The 15424-nt window shown below is 54.5% G+C and carries 16 protein-coding genes; all 16 read left to right on the top strand.

Features of this window, described 5'->3' with window-relative positions:
• Positions 1 to 52 precede the first annotated feature (52 nt).
• The 16 genes from ACSPHG_RS04920 to mutS all read left to right on the top strand — a co-directional run bounded on the left by ACSPHG_RS04920 (position 53) and on the right by mutS (position 15251).
• Positions 53 to 811 carry a fimbria/pilus periplasmic chaperone gene (locus ACSPHG_RS04920; protein ID WP_435952410.1) on the top strand — a complete coding sequence of 253 codons (759 nt, stop codon included), beginning with the start codon at positions 53 to 55 and terminating at the stop codon, positions 809 to 811.
• Positions 812 to 839: 28 nt separating this feature from the next.
• Entirely contained in the window at positions 840 to 1445 is a 606-nt protein-coding gene (locus ACSPHG_RS04915; protein WP_435952409.1) for a fimbrial protein, read from the top strand.
• 15 nt (positions 1446 to 1460) lie between these two features.
• Positions 1461 to 2006 (top strand): fimbrial protein, encoded by a 546-nt coding sequence (locus ACSPHG_RS04910; protein WP_435952408.1) that lies wholly within the window; start codon positions 1461 to 1463, stop codon positions 2004 to 2006.
• Positions 2007 to 2054: 48 nt separating this feature from the next.
• Positions 2055 to 2315, top strand: coding sequence for a hypothetical protein (locus ACSPHG_RS04905; RefSeq protein WP_435952407.1), 261 nt, complete (start codon positions 2055 to 2057; stop codon positions 2313 to 2315).
• Positions 2312 to 4081, top strand: a complete 1770-nt coding sequence (locus ACSPHG_RS04900) for a PglL family O-oligosaccharyltransferase (RefSeq protein WP_435952406.1) — start codon at positions 2312 to 2314, stop codon at positions 4079 to 4081. The genes ACSPHG_RS04905 and ACSPHG_RS04900 overlap by 4 nt, the downstream gene beginning before the upstream one ends.
• Positions 4074 to 4439 carry a cupin domain-containing protein gene (locus ACSPHG_RS04895; protein WP_435952405.1) on the top strand — a complete coding sequence of 122 codons (366 nt, stop codon included), beginning with the start codon at positions 4074 to 4076 and terminating at the stop codon, positions 4437 to 4439. The genes ACSPHG_RS04900 and ACSPHG_RS04895 overlap by 8 nt, the downstream gene beginning before the upstream one ends.
• The gene (locus tag ACSPHG_RS04890; RefSeq protein WP_435952404.1) at positions 4439 to 5200 is read left to right on the top strand and encodes a glycosyltransferase family 2 protein; all 762 of its coding nucleotides are present in this window, start codon (positions 4439 to 4441) and stop codon (positions 5198 to 5200) included. The genes ACSPHG_RS04895 and ACSPHG_RS04890 overlap by 1 nt, the downstream gene beginning before the upstream one ends.
• A complete protein-coding gene (locus ACSPHG_RS04885) occupies positions 5197 to 7134 on the top strand; it encodes a hypothetical protein (protein ID WP_435952403.1) in 1938 nt (645 codons plus the stop codon). The genes ACSPHG_RS04890 and ACSPHG_RS04885 overlap by 4 nt, the downstream gene beginning before the upstream one ends.
• Positions 7134 to 8150 (top strand): WavE lipopolysaccharide synthesis family protein, encoded by a 1017-nt coding sequence (locus ACSPHG_RS04880; protein ID WP_435952402.1) that lies wholly within the window; start codon positions 7134 to 7136, stop codon positions 8148 to 8150. The genes ACSPHG_RS04885 and ACSPHG_RS04880 overlap by 1 nt, the downstream gene beginning before the upstream one ends.
• A 10-nt stretch (positions 8151 to 8160) precedes the next feature.
• Complete coding sequence (locus ACSPHG_RS04875; protein WP_435952401.1) at positions 8161 to 8979, top strand: ABC transporter permease; 819 nt, start codon at positions 8161 to 8163, stop codon at positions 8977 to 8979.
• A 104-nt stretch (positions 8980 to 9083) separates the two neighbouring features.
• A complete protein-coding gene (locus ACSPHG_RS04870; protein WP_435952400.1) occupies positions 9084 to 9689 on the top strand; it encodes an ABC transporter ATP-binding protein in 606 nt (201 codons plus the stop codon).
• A gap of 16 nt (positions 9690 to 9705) precedes the next feature.
• Positions 9706 to 10338, top strand: a complete 633-nt coding sequence (locus ACSPHG_RS04865) for a PI-PLC domain-containing protein (RefSeq protein WP_435952399.1) — start codon at positions 9706 to 9708, stop codon at positions 10336 to 10338.
• The gene (locus ACSPHG_RS04860) at positions 10335 to 10985 is read left to right on the top strand and encodes an HAD family hydrolase (RefSeq protein WP_435952398.1); all 651 of its coding nucleotides are present in this window, start codon (positions 10335 to 10337) and stop codon (positions 10983 to 10985) included. Before ACSPHG_RS04865 ends, ACSPHG_RS04860 begins: the two co-directional genes overlap by 4 nt.
• Before the next feature lie 40 nt (positions 10986 to 11025).
• The gene (locus ACSPHG_RS04855) at positions 11026 to 11622 is read left to right on the top strand and encodes a helix-turn-helix transcriptional regulator (protein ID WP_435952397.1); all 597 of its coding nucleotides are present in this window, start codon (positions 11026 to 11028) and stop codon (positions 11620 to 11622) included.
• Positions 11612 to 12397, top strand: a complete 786-nt coding sequence (locus ACSPHG_RS04850; RefSeq protein ID WP_435952396.1) for a helix-turn-helix domain-containing protein — start codon at positions 11612 to 11614, stop codon at positions 12395 to 12397. The genes ACSPHG_RS04855 and ACSPHG_RS04850 overlap by 11 nt, the downstream gene beginning before the upstream one ends.
• A gap of 292 nt (positions 12398 to 12689) precedes the next feature.
• A complete protein-coding gene (gene mutS / locus ACSPHG_RS04845) occupies positions 12690 to 15251 on the top strand; it encodes a DNA mismatch repair protein MutS (RefSeq protein ID WP_435952395.1) in 2562 nt (853 codons plus the stop codon).
• The last annotated feature ends 173 nt before the right edge of the window (positions 15252 to 15424 follow it).

Below are 15424 nucleotides of genomic sequence, written 5' to 3'. Positions count from 1 at the left end.
CTTAATAACATTTCCTAAGGCCAATGTAAAATTGCTTATCAAGAGAACCAAAATGACTTCTTTACGTACTTTAGTAAAACCATCCATGCTGGCGACATTAAGCGTTGTCGCCATGTTAGGCTCGCAGTATGCACAGGCCGCAATTGGCGTTGACCGCACGCGCGTAATTTTGGACGGTGAAAATAATTCCGTCAGCGTCAACCTGACTAACAATAATACCGCTCTGCCCTATCTTGCCCAAACGTGGATTGAAGATAGAGACGGCAATAAAATCAGCAGCCCGCTGGTGTCTTTGCCTCCGGTCCAGCGTATTGAACCCGGCGCAAAGAGCCAGGCTAAAATACAGGGGGTCGGCGGTATTAAACTATTACCGCAGGATAAAGAAAGCCTGTTCTATTTCAATATGCGTGAAATTCCGCCTAAAAGCGATAAGCCTAATACGCTGCAAATCGCTCTACAGACGCGAATAAAATTATTCTACCGCCCTGCGGCATTATTAGCCGATTCAAACGCCAAGCCGTGGCAGGAATCTGTAACGCTGAGCCGTAAAGGCGATGACTATATAGCGGTGAACCCTACGCCGTATTTCGTCACGCTAACGGCGGCGGCGGCTTCTCCTGACGCGCAGCCCGTAAAATCCTTTAAGCCCGTGATGATCGAGCCTAACGGCAGCGCACCGCTGGGCGTTAGCGCCGGTGCTTTAGGAAGCGCCCCCGTATTGACCTACCTGAACGATTACGGTGGCCATCCTCGTCTTGTGTTTGGCTGCAGCGGTGCAAATTGCGTTGTGAAAGGCACTAAAGCGGGTTAACGGTTCAAAAGCATAGTGAGAAAAAATTATGAGTAACCCGGATAAAAAAGGTGTTGTCCGCCACGCGCTGTTAATGGCGCTGGCATTACTCACCTCACTATCTGTAAAAGCCAAAGTTCCCGACAACTGGAACGTAGACGGTGAGAATGGCGTCATTTACGTACGCGGCGCGCTGGTAGAGGGCGCCTGTGACCTGGACGTCCATTCCATTTATCAGGAGATCGATTTAGGTACCACGACCTCGGCCAAATTACTCAAGCCGGGCGATCAGGGAGTGCCCGTGGCGGTGACCATAAGGCTGAATCACTGTATTCGTATCCAGGGCAGCGTCTTCGATCCTGAAACGAACCACTTTGCGACCTCTCCTCATCAGCCCGTAGTGGCGGTGAAGTTCACCTCCGTTGCCGATAGCGATAACCCCGATCTTGTCAGGGTGAACGGCATTACCGGCATGGGGCTTAGGATCCTGAACAGCCAGCATGATTACGTTTATCTGGAACGCGAGGATACGCCGCAGTTTCTTAATGAAGGCCGCGACGAGCTGGCCTATTACATTATTCCAGAACGTACCGCTGCACCGCTAACGCCAGGTAACTACCATGCCGTAATTAACTTTAGCCTGAGCTACGATTAAACAGGAGCCCTCCGCGTGAACGCTATTAATAAACTAGCATGGCTGTTATTTACCCTGCCTTTTATCCTGATGTTTATGGTTATCGCTCCGGCGTGGTCGGGATATAACAACGTTAATATCACCGGTAACCTTGTAACGGAGCCCTGCACGCTGGATCCGGCATCGGCCGGTATAAAATTAGATTTCGGCAACGTGGTCAGCAAATATTTTTATGCCAATAGCCGTACGCCGGGAGAAGAATTTCAGGTTTCGTTAATTGACTGTGATCTAAGCATCAGCAAAACCGTCATGCTCAAATTCTTAGGTACGGAAAGCGTTGTCACAGGCCTGCTCGCGCCAGATGATGGCGATACCCATGGAATCGCCATTGGCGTTGAAAATGCTGATGGCACCCTCCAGCTTCCCTTAAATGTGGAAACGCCAATTTACGATCTTTCTGACGGGCATACGCTATTGAATTTTCGCGGCTATATTGCAGGCGAACCGGATGCGGTTAAAAACAAAACGATAACTATGGGGCCATTTACCGCCACTGCAACCATTGAGCTAATTTACCCTTGATATCTTAGTGTCGTTTTTAAAAGGGACCAAAGTAATAAGGTAATAAGAATGTTTTTAATCAATAAACATAGCTCTGCGATATCCCTTGATGTCGCGGATGAGTTCTATCGCCTGTCATTACTGGAAAATGCCGTCATTAATTACGCCGGAGGCATGGTGCAATTAGAAGCGCGCGCCCGTGCCCAGGCTGAATTATTAAGCGAGGTTGCTCCCGATGCGGCGGAGCTTCTCAATGACGTCGCAACTTATTTGCATGACGTCGCCGAATGTGGACATCTTGATATTCCCCCGGTGGGAAACACGCCATGACTAAACCACGTATTGAAAACCGTGTCCGAATTACGCTCGTTTTATCGCTGGCAATTCTGGGTATGGCACTCATATCCTGGCCGTGGCCAACCCTGCCCGGAACGGGGCTCAACCTCACCCGTAATCTACTGACGTGGATGTGGTGTTCCGTTCTTTGCCTGGGCCTGGTGTTTGCCACCTGGCACCGCCCTTTTCATGGCGTATCGGTTAGCCGCTGGGTGGTTGCCGGAGCGCTATTAATGAGCCTGCCGCTGGCATGGACAGCGCCTGATTTTACCGCCCTTGCCACCTACCGACTTGCCGGTATTTGGGCGCTGGCGGGTTTGTTCCTGTTGCTGCTGCAGTTCCCGGCGCGCGGCGGAATGCGCCGTGCGATTTACACCGTGATTATCCTCGCGGGTATCGTGCAGACGCTGCTGGCGTTCGGCCAGATTCTGGCCCCAAACCTTGCTGCCGCCTGGCTTAATTATGATTTTATCGCCGCTGAAGGGCGGCCGCTTGGCACCTTAAACCAGGTCAACTTGCTGGCTTCGTTTATCGCCACCGCGCTGCTGTGCGCCGTCTGGCTCAGCATGACGATTCACGGGCGCGCTCATGCGCTTTTGATGTTCGCCACTATTATCCTCGCCGCCGGGTTAACCGTTACCCAGGCGCGCGCGATTTATCTGGGCGCGGCCGTCGGCCTGGGCGTGCTGCTGATATTTGGCAGCGCCTGGAAGAACGATCGCAAATTTATCCTGCTGGCGCTGGCGGCGGGTATCGCCATTGGTCAGATAGGGCTGGAGCTGCGTCCTGACTCACTGGCTGCCCTGCCCTCTACTACGCAAACGGCGGATGCGCGGCCGGCCGAAACCGACGCGCGCCTGGACTGGAACAAACGGCGGTCCAACGGCGAGCGCCTGACCCTGCTGAAAGGCGCATGGGACATGATAGAAACCTCGCCGCTGCTGGGCTCTGGTCTGGAAACCTTTGAGACGGCGTTCCCGCAAACGCTGGCAGACATGGGAATGGATAACCCGTTTACGGTCACGGCAATTCACCCTCACAACGAGCTGCTGTATGCGTGGGCGGAAGGTGGCGTTGCGGCCCTGGCGGGCCTGCTGATTTGGCTCGGCGTTTGGGCGCAGCCTTTCCGTTCCTTATTAACGGCCCACAGGCGTTCGGACGTCATCGCCCGCGGCGCGCTGGCCGTGCCGCTGATGGCACACGTGATGTCCGAGTTTCCGCTGTATTTTTCGGCCATTCATGCCGTCACGCTGATTGTGCTGCTGTGGCTGGCCCTGCCCGCCAGCCTGCGCAAGGCCGGTCGTTCAAATAAGCAAACTGGCCGCCGCCTGTTTTACAGCGCCACGGTCATCGTTTGCCTGCTGGCGTTCGGCTTTATGGCCACCGGGCTGCAGTCATCAGCACGCCTGCGTGAAGCCGAGAGCTTCAGCCTGATGGACCAGACCCCGCTCACGAAAGTCCTTAATCCTTTTGCACAGCCGGAGCGGCTGCAGTTCGACTGGGCGGTAAGCGATTTGATGCAGTTTAACCTGACGCGCAACGCGGACTGGCTATCGCTATTCCAGCAGCAGGCGCGGCGCTGGCTCATCAATCATAACGACGACAATTTAACCGCGTCGATGATGAAAATTGCCGCCTACAAAAACGATACCGCGCAGGTTAAATACTGGCGACAGAGAGGTTGCCTGAGTTTTCGGATGGATCCGCGATTTTCTTGTGAATCATTAAATTCTGAACAATCAGGTGAAATACGTGAGTAACACTCTCCAGCTGCCGCTATTGGCGGGCGTAAAAAAAGACAGGCTCGACGGGATGAAAGGAGGCTGGTTCGTTGGTTCGTTCCAGCCCGCTGCCTACACCACAAAGGATGTTGAAGTCGCGGTGCAGCATTTTGCCGCCGGTTATCGAGGTGCGCCGCACCATCACAAAGTGGCAACAGAAGTCACCCTGTTACTGTCCGGTAAGGCGCTGATGGCGGGCGAACTGTTGACGGCGGGCGATATTTTAACGCTTGAGCCAGGCGTTTCATGTTCATTCGAAGCGCTCGAAGACTGCGTCACCGTGGTGGTGAAACACCCCGGCGCCCTGAACGACAAGTATATGGACGAGGCAATCTGATGCTTAACATCGTTATCCCTATGGCGGGCCTGGGGAGCCGCTTTGCGCAGGCGGGTTTTACCGATCCTAAGCCGTTTATTCCGGTAGAAGGCCTGCCGATGGTGGAGCTGGTTATTCGCAACCTGCGCCCGAGCCGCCCGCACAAATTCATTTTTATCTGCCAGCAGGCGCACCTCGAACGCTATGACTTTTACCGCCGTTTACAGATGCTGGCGCCGGGGTGTGAGGTCGTCGGCCTGTCCGGCGTAACCCAAGGGGCCGCCTGTTCCGTTCTGGCAGCCTCGCGGTTTATCGACAACGACCAGCCGCTGATGATCGCCAATTCGGACCAGTGGGTAGACGCGGATATTGATGACTACCTGGAAACGATGGATCGCCGCGGCCTGGACGGCATGATCATGACCTTTAGCTCGTCGGAATCAAAATGGTCTTACGTCCTGCGCGATGAGCAAAACCGGGTGTGCAAAGTGGTGGAAAAAGAGGTGGTGTCCAGCGAAGCCACCGTCGGGATCTACAACTTCCGCCGTGGTGACGATTTTTGCCGCCTCGCAAAAGAGATGATTGAACGCGATGAGCGCAGCATGGGTGAGTTTTACGTCGCGCCGGTTTATACCCACCTCTATAACGAAGGGTTCACGCGCATCGATACCTGCCAAATCGGCACCGGTATGTACGGCCTGGGCACGCCTGCGGATCTCGCTGCCTTTATAAATAGCGACGTGCTGGGAAAAGCGCTGAACAGCGGACGTAGCGCCGCATGAAGATCGTCGCCCTCGCCCATCAGCGCGCGCTGAAATATCCGGTCTGCCGTGCCGCATTCGACCCTGGCAGCCTGAACGTTGCCGATGCGGATAACACAACGGCTATCACCTTTGCCCGCAGCAAAGTACCGGCACGCCGGATGTCCGCGCTGGACAGGCTGGATGCCGCCCCCGCAGGCGACGTGGTGCTCTCGCACTTCGACAGCTCCCCGCTCGGGCCGCAGCTTCTCTGGGATATCGCCCACCGGCTACACACTGGTAAAACCCTGTACTTGCAGGCATCAGATGAAGCAGCGCAGATTTTGTCACGCTCTTATTACCGCGACGCGTTCTGCGAAATCGCACCGGCTTCTTCCGGGGTACGTACTTTTAGCAAAATCAGAGCCCTTCCGGCAGAGGCGGATCGTGGTCTGGATGCATGGAGTTTCTGCATTCCAACAGGCAATGGCGACCCTGCGCTGCTCAATGACTGCGTGGCAAGAATTCTCGCCCTGAAGGTTCCGCGCTTTGAGATTATCCTTTGCGGCCGCCCGCGCGAAGACTTTCTTTACTGGTCACAGGTGCACATCGTCGGGGAAGATATCCCCGCGCCGCCGGTTCATATCACCCGCAAAAAGAATGTGCTGGCGGCAGCGGCCAGTTACCCAAACCTGTGCATTTTGCATGACCGAGTTCTGCTGCCGCTCAACTTTTATGAGGCGGTAGAGAAGTTTGGCGACGACTATCCGTTTACCGGCTTTCAGTCGTTCTGGTTTGCCGATACCTGGCAGGCCGTGCCGCGCCGCTATTCCGATGCGGGCGTTGCTCTGGCGGAAACCGGGATGGATTTTTTGGCAACGCGTCGCCTCGCGAGCGAAGAGCTGCCGCTGTTTAGCGTGATGCCGCTGGCCGTTCGCCATCCTGAGCGTACCGATTTCGGAAGAGATTATCTGACCGGCAGCCTGTATTTATGCAAAAGATCCGTCTGGCAACACCTGCCGCAAAATGAAGCTTTGTACTGGCAGGAATATGAGGATCTTGAGCAAGGCTTTGCCGCCGCGCTGGCCGGTATACCCTCACGGATTAACCCTTATAGCCTGACCAACACGCTCGCGCATCGCAGCACAATAACTTCATTCGGTTCTTCCTTCGGCGTAAAGCCAAATGGACGTGTGGGCGTACAACGCGCGCCCCAGGAGCTATGGGGATTTCCGCGTCGCCCGCATATTGGCATCACGCAGGCAGCCGCACGGTTGCGTTTATCCGAGTTTGCCCAGCGCTATATCGGCAATGATGACCTGGTGACGGAGGCAGTTTCCCTAACGGGAATAAGGCGATATGTGTTGATTGCCCGTCTGCTATGGGCCGCGAAAGGGGATACCCAAAATCTGGTTCACGACTGGCATCGTCTGGTGCTCTGCGAAGCGGCCAACCCGGCAGAAGAGCGCTTTCTACAGTCTGTGCTGGTCAGCAGCGTCAGCAATGCACGCAAAAAAATCGGCTGGCTGCGCCACGCGTCGCTCGTCCGCCAGCTCTATAACAATCCGTTCAGCTCGCCATTTTTGCCCGATGACGGAAGCCCCGTTAGCGCAGGCTCATTGCGCCGGGCGTTCGGCAGTTTGATTAGCGCGGTCTGGCTTAAATACGGCAGCGATCATACGGCCATCCGGCTCTCGCTTTACGGGCTGTGGCGTCTGATTTGCTCCAGTAATGCCGCGCCCCGCGATTTGTTACCGGCAGAACATTCTCAACGGTCTGTCCGATTAGCGGTGACGGAAGAGGAGCGATTGGGCTGCCAGCGCACGGCGGATGACAGGCTGTCTTTCGTGACGCACGGCAACCCACCGCTTTTCCGCCTGGTCACGCTCGGACTGGTATCAGGCGTGGTACACGGTCACAGGTGGCTGGTCGCCTGTCTTAACATGCTGTTGCGCCTGATGAGCAGGGCGAAATAATGCAGAATTTAAGTATCGTGATGCAGGGGCCGATTGGCGAGGCCGGTGAGCTATCGCCTGCTGTCTGGAAATATATTCTGCGCACGCGCAAAACCTTTCCTGCCGCCGAGCTGATTGTCTCAAGCTGGAAGGTAAATCCGGACCGTGACGCGCAGCTGCACGCAAGGCTTGCCGGGCACGGCATTGTGCTGATACTCAGCGACGATCCCGGTCCGCTTATCGGCTATGACCGGGGCGGGAAATACGTCACCAACGTCAACCGTCAGCTGCTCTCCAGCCAGGCGGGGCTTGCCGTCGCCACGCGCCCGCTGGCGATTAAAATGCGCGTCGATTGCTACCTCTACTCCCGTCGCCTTGCCGCGCTGCTGGTCAACCGCGTGACGTCGCTGGACGGTCTGGAACGCGATGAACGCTACGCCGTTTTCCAGTCCAGGGTTATCAACCTGAACCTCTACGCCCGCGATGCCCGGGGGAGCATCCCCATTCTGTTCCACCCCGGCGATATCCTGCTGGCGGGGAAAACGGTAGACGTGCGGGCCTTTTTCGCCGCCCCGCAGGCCAGCCACGACGACCTGTTCTTACCCTCTACAACATCGGGCATCTGGAGTGCCTGGCGCTATGTTGCCGAGCAGTATTACTGGGTTCACGCCATCGCCAGAGCGACGGGCAGGCGGGTTTTTGAAGGCAATATCGCCCACGGTGCCGCGCTGCGCGACAGCTCAGAACGCTACTATCTGGCCAATTTTATTCCTTACTCCCCGGGCCAGGTTGGCCTGCGCTGGCCAAAGTACTGGCGAAGCTATCCCCTGCGCGGGCTGTTCAGCGTTTATACCCTAAGGCGCTGGGTACGGCTGTACCACCGCCTGAACGGACAAAAGACGGCGCTGACGCTTATCGTCGTGCTGGATAGCCTTGGCACCCTGATATGGCGCACCGGCTATCGTTTACGAACGACGCTGGTTCGCATTCCGAGCGTGCGCAAAGTCCTGCTCGCACTCTTTTCACATCGTAAATAGGAGAACGGGTATGAAAGGTTTTATCTCACAGCCCGGGAGCACCAGTTCACTGGCTGAACTCTGGCAGTCACGCCACCTGGTAGGCCAGCTCATCCTGCGTGATTTAACCGTGCGCTACCGCCAGACCTGGCTGGGCTGGCTGTGGGCGCTGCTAAACCCGCTGCTACAGCTGATGATGTATTACGGCGTGTTTGGCGTCATCGTTCGTTTTGACCCGCCCGAATATCAGGCCCCCTATGCCTGGGTTCTGCTTAGCGGGCTGGTGTTATGGATGCTGTTTGCCAACACCGTCAATGCCGTGAGTGAGGCACTTATGAATAACCTGCATCTGGTGAAGAAAATCTATTTTCCTCGTGTTGGCCTGACGCTCGCGGGGCTGGGCACGAGCATGATTGATTTTTTGCTGGCGCTGCTGTGGCTGTGTCTTCTGCTGCCCATTTTCGGTATCCATTTTCCGCTTGAACACCTTCTGCTCCTGCTGCTTTGCGGCGCGCAGGTGGCGATTCTTGGCTGGGGTCTGGGCTGTTTGATTGCGTTGGCAAGATTACGCTTCCGCGATTTTCGCCACATCATTCCTCTGATTATTCAGGGGCTTTTTTATCTTACCCCCGTGGTCTGGACGCCAGGTTTACTTCCCTCGCGCTGGCTCGCGCTTGTGGAATTAAATCCCCTGTACGGCCTGGTCGGTCTTTTTCGTTTTGCCCTGTTAGGCGGCCCCGCACCGGCTATTGGCACGCTGATAATCAGTGCTGGATTAAGCCTTGTCACCGCGCTTATCGGCTATTGGGGTTTTGTTCACTATGAAGCGCAGGTAACGGACAGAGAATGATTACTTTTGAAAGCGTGACAAAAAGCTATTTAGCCACTCGCGCGCACGGGAATACGTTACGCACGGCATTTAGCTTCAACCGCGCTGCTCCGGTTGCCCCTTTTGTGGCGATTAACGACGTCAGTTTTGCAATAAAAGAAGGCGAATCCGTTGGCGTGCTGGGCCGCAACGGGGCAGGGAAGTCGACGCTGCTCAAGCTGTTGACCCGCGTCACCCGGCCAAGCGCAGGCCGTATCAACGTCAGCGGGAGCATGTCTTCACTGCTTGAGGTGGGGGCTGGGTTTCACCACGATCTGAGCGGACTCGAGAATATCTTTCTTGCTGGCAGCATATTAGGGATGTCGCGGCGAACGACTAAACATCGGCTGGATGAAATTGTCGCTTTTTCCGAGCTGGAAAACTTTCTTGCTCAGCCCGTGCGAACCTATTCCTCCGGAATGTTTTTACGGCTCGCCTTTTCCGTCGGCATTCATCTGGAAAGCGACATTTTAGTTATCGATGAAGCCCTGGCCGTGGGCGACAAAAACTTCCAGGAAAAATGCTTCCGGAGGATAGATGAATTTAAGGCAAAAGGCGGCACTCTGGTATTGGTCAGCCATGACGAAAATCAGCTTCGCGCCGTCTGCGAACGAGGAATTTTACTTAGTCACGGCGAGTTAAAATTTGACGGTGACATAAACACCGCGCTTCAGCATTACAATTTAATTTAGTAGGCAAGGAATAAACATGCAATTTCTGGCACATCGGGGAGCCTGGCTTTCCCGCCATGAACAAAATACACCCCAGGCTTTACACAAGGCTCTGGTCAGCGGCTGGGGAATTGAAACTGATATTCGAGACCTGAACGGTGAATTGGTTATCAGCCATGATATGCCGCGAAACGGGGCGTTATCCGTGGCACAGTTTCTCGACGATTATATCGAAACAAAAGCAACAGGCATGCTGGCCTTAAATATCAAAGCCGACGGTTTAACCGCCACGCTCAAACAGCTTTTGGATGAAAGGGGGATAACCCGGTATTTTTGTTTCGATATGTCTGTCCCTGACTCGCTGGCTTATTTAAAACACGGAATGTCTACCGCCGCCCGCCTGAGCGAATATGAAAACGAAGGAATGTTAAGTGAAGCCGCTAAGACTTTATGGGTGGATGGTTTTTCTCACCTCAATGTAAAGAACGAACAGCTGGCCCGCTGGTTAGATAAGGGTAAACAAGTTTGTCTTGTTTCTCCTGAATTACACGGCAGAGATCCCTTCGAGCTTTGGCAACAGCTAGCCTGGCTACCGGACGAATTACGTCTCAACCAAAACCTGATGTTATGCACTGATAACCCGGCAACCGTAAGTGAGATTGTGCAATGACCCAAATTCGCGGTGTTATTTTCGATATGGACGGCGTGCTTATTGATGCCCGTGAATGGCACTATCAGGCGCTGAATAAAATTCTCGACGAATACGGTTTGCCCATTAGTCGTGAAGCCCACCTTACGGAGTTCGATGGACTGCCGACGCGCGACAAACTGAATCTGCTGACGGCCCGTCACGGGCTTCCGGCCTCGTCTCACGATCGTATAAACCAGATGAAACAGCACTATACCGTAGAGCTTATCGAACAGTTATGCAGGCCGGTTGAAGAACATCTGCTCTTACTTTCGCAGCTCAAAAAACAGGGTTACGGCCTGGCCGTAGCGTCGAACTCAATACGAAACAGCATACAGTCCATGCTGTCGAAGGCCGGACTGCTGAGCTTTCTCGATTTCTTCCTCTCAAATGAAGATGTCTCACAGGGGAAGCCCAGCCCTGAAATTTATCTCAAAGCAATACATCGTCTCGAACTGACGCCTGAAGAATGCGTGGTGGTTGAAGATAACCCGCACGGCATTGCCGCAGCACGGGCGGCAGGGGCGCACGTCCTGACGGTAAAAGATCCTTCTGAAGTCACCCGTTCACGTTTACTGAACTTTATCTCTAAATGTGAGAATAACGATCACCGCTTAATTGACAAATAGATAAACACATTAGCAATACTGTATTTCTGGATGCGACATTATGAATTTTTCGGATAATTTCGAAGAGCCACACACGCTTATTTATAGCGAAGATACTTTATCCCTTTTAGGATTTAATGCCCTGCTTAATCTGCCATCAATTCGAGCAGAGACGCCCGATGAACTGATTCATATGGTCTGTAAGCATACGAACCAAATCGTTATCGTTGTAAGCTATCCGCAGCAATTATCAGCGGTTGCCATAGCGCTGACACAGGTTCGTCTGATGTTCCCCACTATCCGACAAAATATTTTTGTTGATGAAGGAATTACATTCAGACCCTTGAAAAACACAGCGATTCAGAAATTAAAATCACCTCTGGAAGTGTTAGACGTCACCTTAAATAAAAAACGTAAAAAAAATTCTTCTCATCAATATTTACAGTCTATGAATTTTCCTGAGCTAAGAATTATGACGCACCTTTCCGAGGGTAAAACCCCCAATCAAATATCGATGATCACCGGCTATGATGTCAAAAAAGTAAGTTATTACAAACGTAGAATTTGCGATCGTTTTTCACTACAGAGTCCAGTTGAAGTTTATGCTTTTTATGCTCTACTTAAAAATACTCGCGAGGCAGTAAATCATGCCATCTAAAAATATCTATTCTTTACTTGATAAGAAAAATGAAAACCAGACGGATCGAGAAGTTATCATTTTTGCGCCAAACATCTATGGAAGAAAGGGATTAGTATCGCTGATTGAAAACCAGGAGGGAGTGAAACTCAAACCCATTATCGTTCAGGACCCTCAGGAGATCATAGCGGCCTGCAATGAAAGGACAACGCTAATCATTTACCAGCTTTTCGAAGGAGCCATGCTGACGGGCACAATACGTTGTATAGTCGAAGTGAGCGCCTATTGGCCAGATATCTTTCAGGTCGTTTCCAGCGATAAGCTGACGGGCATTTTTCAGTATATTTCGTCTATGCTAAAAAGCGTCAAGCTGTGGGAACCGATGCTACCCGTTTCTTATTTAAGCGACCTTTTGAAAAAGGCGCTGGATGCGTGTTGCCTGTTGCCAGGCCAGCAGCATAAAAATAAAACGTTTCAGTCTAATCCCAACGACGTTTTTACCGGGCGACAAAGAAATATATTTCAGCTTCAGGCTAAGGGACTGGATGTTCCGGAAATTGCCCGGCGATTACACATGCTGCCGCAAACCGTTCGCTCACACAGGTATCAGGCATTCAGACGCCTTGGAGTAGGAAACAGCGTCGATCAGCAACTGCTAAACCAAATACTTGAGGAGCTGGTGGCGTTATCGGCCATCGGTTTTTCTTCTCCGATGGAGACCGTAGCCGTTATGGAAGCCTTAACAACCGCCTCTCATAACGACTATCCGCCTTTACCTTCCATGGCTCAGGGATGACATACCCCGCTTATTCAGCCTACGGCACGCTGCCGGCAGGCTGGGTAAGCGCATTTTCTTTATACCCAGCGATCTCTTCTGCAACATGCGCCCCTGGTTTTGCAATTGAGATTTGCGGGAAGCCTCTAATCTTTACCTGTGACAGCATATTGCTCGCTGGGCTAGTATAACGGCTCGAAGAGGTTCTGATAAAAGCAGATTTAGGTGATTGATGATGAGAGTACGTGATAACTAAAGATAAAAACCAAATCACAATTCACTTTAAATTCAATGGAATAAAGAAATCATGTCGATGAATGACAATAAAAATTTAGACTCCCATACCCCAATGATGCAGCAGTATCTGCGCCTGAAAGCGCAGCATCCTGAGATCCTGCTGTTTTACCGCATGGGCGACTTTTACGAGCTTTTTTATGACGATGCGAAACGCGCGTCGCAGCTGCTCGATATCTCCCTGACCAAGCGCGGCGCTTCCGCCGGTGAGCCTATTCCGATGGCGGGCGTGCCGCATCACGCCGTGGAAAACTATCTCGCGAAGCTGGTAAACCTCGGCGAATCTGCTGCTATCTGTGAGCAGATTGGCGACCCGGCCACCAGCAAAGGCCCGGTTGAACGCAAAGTTGTGCGCATCGTCACGCCCGGCACCATCAGCGACGAAGCGCTGTTGCAGGAGCGCCAGGACAACCTGCTGGCCGCCGTCTGGCAGGACAGCAAAGGCTTCGGCTATGCGACGCTGGATATCAGCTCGGGCCGCTTCCGCCTGAGCCAGCCGGAAGACGCGGAAACCATGGCGGCGGAGCTGCAGCGCACCAATCCTGCGGAGCTGCTCTATGCGGAAGATTTTGCCGAAACGCGCCTGATTGAAGGCCGCCGTGGCCTGCGCCGCCGCCCGCTGTGGGAGTTCGAAATCGATACCGCGCGCCAGCAGCTTAACATGCAGTTTGGCACGCGGGATTTAACCGGTTTCGGCGTCGAAAACGCCCATCACGCCCTTTGCGCGGCGGGCTGCCTGCTGCAATACGTGAAGGATACCCAGCGCACGTCGCTGCCGCACATTCGTTCCGTGACCATGGACCGCCAGCAGGACAGCATCATTATGGATGCCGCCACGCGCCGCAATCTGGAGATCACCCAGAATCTGTCGGGCGGCTTCGAAAACACGCTGGCTTCGGTGCTCGACTGCACCGTCACGCCGATGGGCAGCCGTATGCTGAAACGCTGGCTGCATATGCCGGTGCGCAGCGTCGACGTATTACAAAAGCGTCAGCGCACTATCGCGGCCCTGCAGGATCGCACCGCTGAGATCCAGCCGGTACTGCGCCAGGTTGGCGATCTGGAACGTATTCTTGCCCGCCTGGCCCTGCGCACCGCGCGCCCGCGCGATCTGGCGCGCATGCGCTATGCGTTCCAGCAGCTGCCGGAACTGCGCGAAATGCTGGCGGATGTGCCAACTGACTACGTGCAAACCCTGCGCGAAAACATGGGCGAGTTCACCGAGCTGCGCGAGCTGCTGGAGCGCGCGGTTATCGACTCCCCGCCCGTGCTGGTGCGCGACGGCGGCGTTATCGCGCCGGGCTATAACGAAGAGCTGGACGAATGGCGCGCGCTGGCTGACGGCGCAACGGACTATCTTGATAAGCTCGAAATCCGCGAACGCGAGAGGCTAGGGCTGGATACGCTGAAGGTCGGCTACAACGCCGTGCACGGCTACTACATCCAGATCAGCCGCGGCCAGAGCCACCACGCGCCGATTCACTACGTTCGCCGCCAGACGCTGAAAAACGCCGAGCGCTACATTATTCCCGAGCTGAAAGAGTACGAAGACAAGGTTCTTACCTCAAAGGGCAAAGCGCTGGCGCTTGAGAAGCAGCTTTACGACCAGCTGTTCGACATGCTGCTGCCGCACCTTGAAGCGCTGCAAACCAGCGCCACCGCGCTCGCCGAGCTGGACGTGCTTACCAACCTTGCTGAACGCGCGTACACCCTGAACTATACCTGCCCAGCGCTTACCGATAGGCCGGGCATCAAGGTAGTGGGCGGGCGTCACCCGGTGGTCGAAAAGGTGCTGAGCGAGCCGTTTATCGCCAACCCGCTGAGCCTGTCGCCGCAGCGCCGGATGCTGATTATTACCGGCCCGAACATGGGCGGTAAAAGTACCTATATGCGCCAGTCGGCGCTGATCGTGCTGCTGGCCTACATCGGCAGCTTTGTTCCGGCGCAGCAGGCTGAAATCGGCCCTATCGACCGCATATTTACCCGCGTGGGCGCGGCGGACGATCTGGCGTCCGGCCGCTCAACCTTTATGGTGGAGATGACCGAAACCGCTAACATTCTGCACAACGCCACCGAACACAGCCTGGTACTGATGGACGAAATCGGCCGCGGCACGTCGACCTACGACGGCCTGTCGCTGGCGTGGGCCTGCGCCGAGAGCCTGGCTAACCGCATCAAGGCGCTGACGCTGTTTGCTACCCACTACTTCGAGCTAACGACCCTGCCGGAGAAAATGGAGGGCGTGGCGAACGTGCATCTGGACGCGCTGGAGCACGGTGACACCATCGCCTTTATGCACACGGTGCAGGACGGCGCGGCGAGCAAAAGCTATGGACTTGCGGTCGCGGCGCTGGCCGGGGTGCCAAAAGACGTTATCAAGCGCGCCCGCCAGAAGCTGCGCGAGCTGGAGACAGTGTCTAACAATACGGCGGCAACCCAGGTGGATGGAACGCAGATGTCGCTGCTGTCCGTCGCGGAAGAGACATCGCCTGCGGTAGAAGCGCTGGAGAATCTGGACCCGGATTCGCTGTCGCCGCGTCAGGCGCTGGAGTGGATTTATCGGTTGAAGAGTTTGGTTTAGTTTTGCGGTGGATGGCGCATTCGCTTATCCACCCTACTACTGCTCTTTGTAGGTCGGGTAAGCGTAGCGCCACATGACAATATGGAGGATGTCGCATTCGCTTATCCACCCTACAACGGCTCTTTGTAGGTCGGGTAAGCGTAGCGCCACCCGACAAAAAGCCATAAAAAAAG

This window comes from Dryocola baronae (assembly GCF_051297175.1).
In the GTDB taxonomy this organism is placed as follows: Bacteria; Pseudomonadota; Gammaproteobacteria; order Enterobacterales; family Enterobacteriaceae; genus Dryocola.
Note: the sequence above shows the minus strand (reverse complement) of the source record. Positions and strands in the feature narration are given on the sequence as shown.

What these genes read in the sequence shown, in the direction of transcription:
- ACSPHG_RS04850 (WP_435952396.1), top strand. Translation starts at nt 11,612, where the DNA reads ATGCCATCTAAAAATATCTATTCTTTACTTGATAAGAAAAATGAAAAC.
- ACSPHG_RS04900 (WP_435952406.1), top strand. Translation starts at nt 2,312, where the DNA reads ATGACTAAACCACGTATTGAAAACCGTGTCCGAATTACGCTCGTTTTA.
- ACSPHG_RS04855 (WP_435952397.1), top strand. Translation starts at nt 11,026, where the DNA reads ATGAATTTTTCGGATAATTTCGAAGAGCCACACACGCTTATTTATAGC.
- ACSPHG_RS04920 (WP_435952410.1), top strand. Translation starts at nt 53, where the DNA reads ATGACTTCTTTACGTACTTTAGTAAAACCATCCATGCTGGCGACATTA.
- mutS (WP_435952395.1), top strand. Translation starts at nt 12,690, where the DNA reads ATGAATGACAATAAAAATTTAGACTCCCATACCCCAATGATGCAGCAG.
- ACSPHG_RS04865 (WP_435952399.1), top strand. Translation starts at nt 9,706, where the DNA reads ATGCAATTTCTGGCACATCGGGGAGCCTGGCTTTCCCGCCATGAACAA.
- ACSPHG_RS04860 (WP_435952398.1), top strand. Translation starts at nt 10,335, where the DNA reads ATGACCCAAATTCGCGGTGTTATTTTCGATATGGACGGCGTGCTTATT.
- ACSPHG_RS04915 (WP_435952409.1), top strand. Translation starts at nt 840, where the DNA reads ATGAGTAACCCGGATAAAAAAGGTGTTGTCCGCCACGCGCTGTTAATG.
- ACSPHG_RS04905 (WP_435952407.1), top strand. Translation starts at nt 2,055, where the DNA reads ATGTTTTTAATCAATAAACATAGCTCTGCGATATCCCTTGATGTCGCG.
- ACSPHG_RS04890 (WP_435952404.1), top strand. Translation starts at nt 4,439, where the DNA reads ATGCTTAACATCGTTATCCCTATGGCGGGCCTGGGGAGCCGCTTTGCG.
- ACSPHG_RS04880 (WP_435952402.1), top strand. Translation starts at nt 7,134, where the DNA reads ATGCAGAATTTAAGTATCGTGATGCAGGGGCCGATTGGCGAGGCCGGT.
- ACSPHG_RS04885 (WP_435952403.1), top strand. Translation starts at nt 5,197, where the DNA reads ATGAAGATCGTCGCCCTCGCCCATCAGCGCGCGCTGAAATATCCGGTC.
- ACSPHG_RS04875 (WP_435952401.1), top strand. Translation starts at nt 8,161, where the DNA reads ATGAAAGGTTTTATCTCACAGCCCGGGAGCACCAGTTCACTGGCTGAA.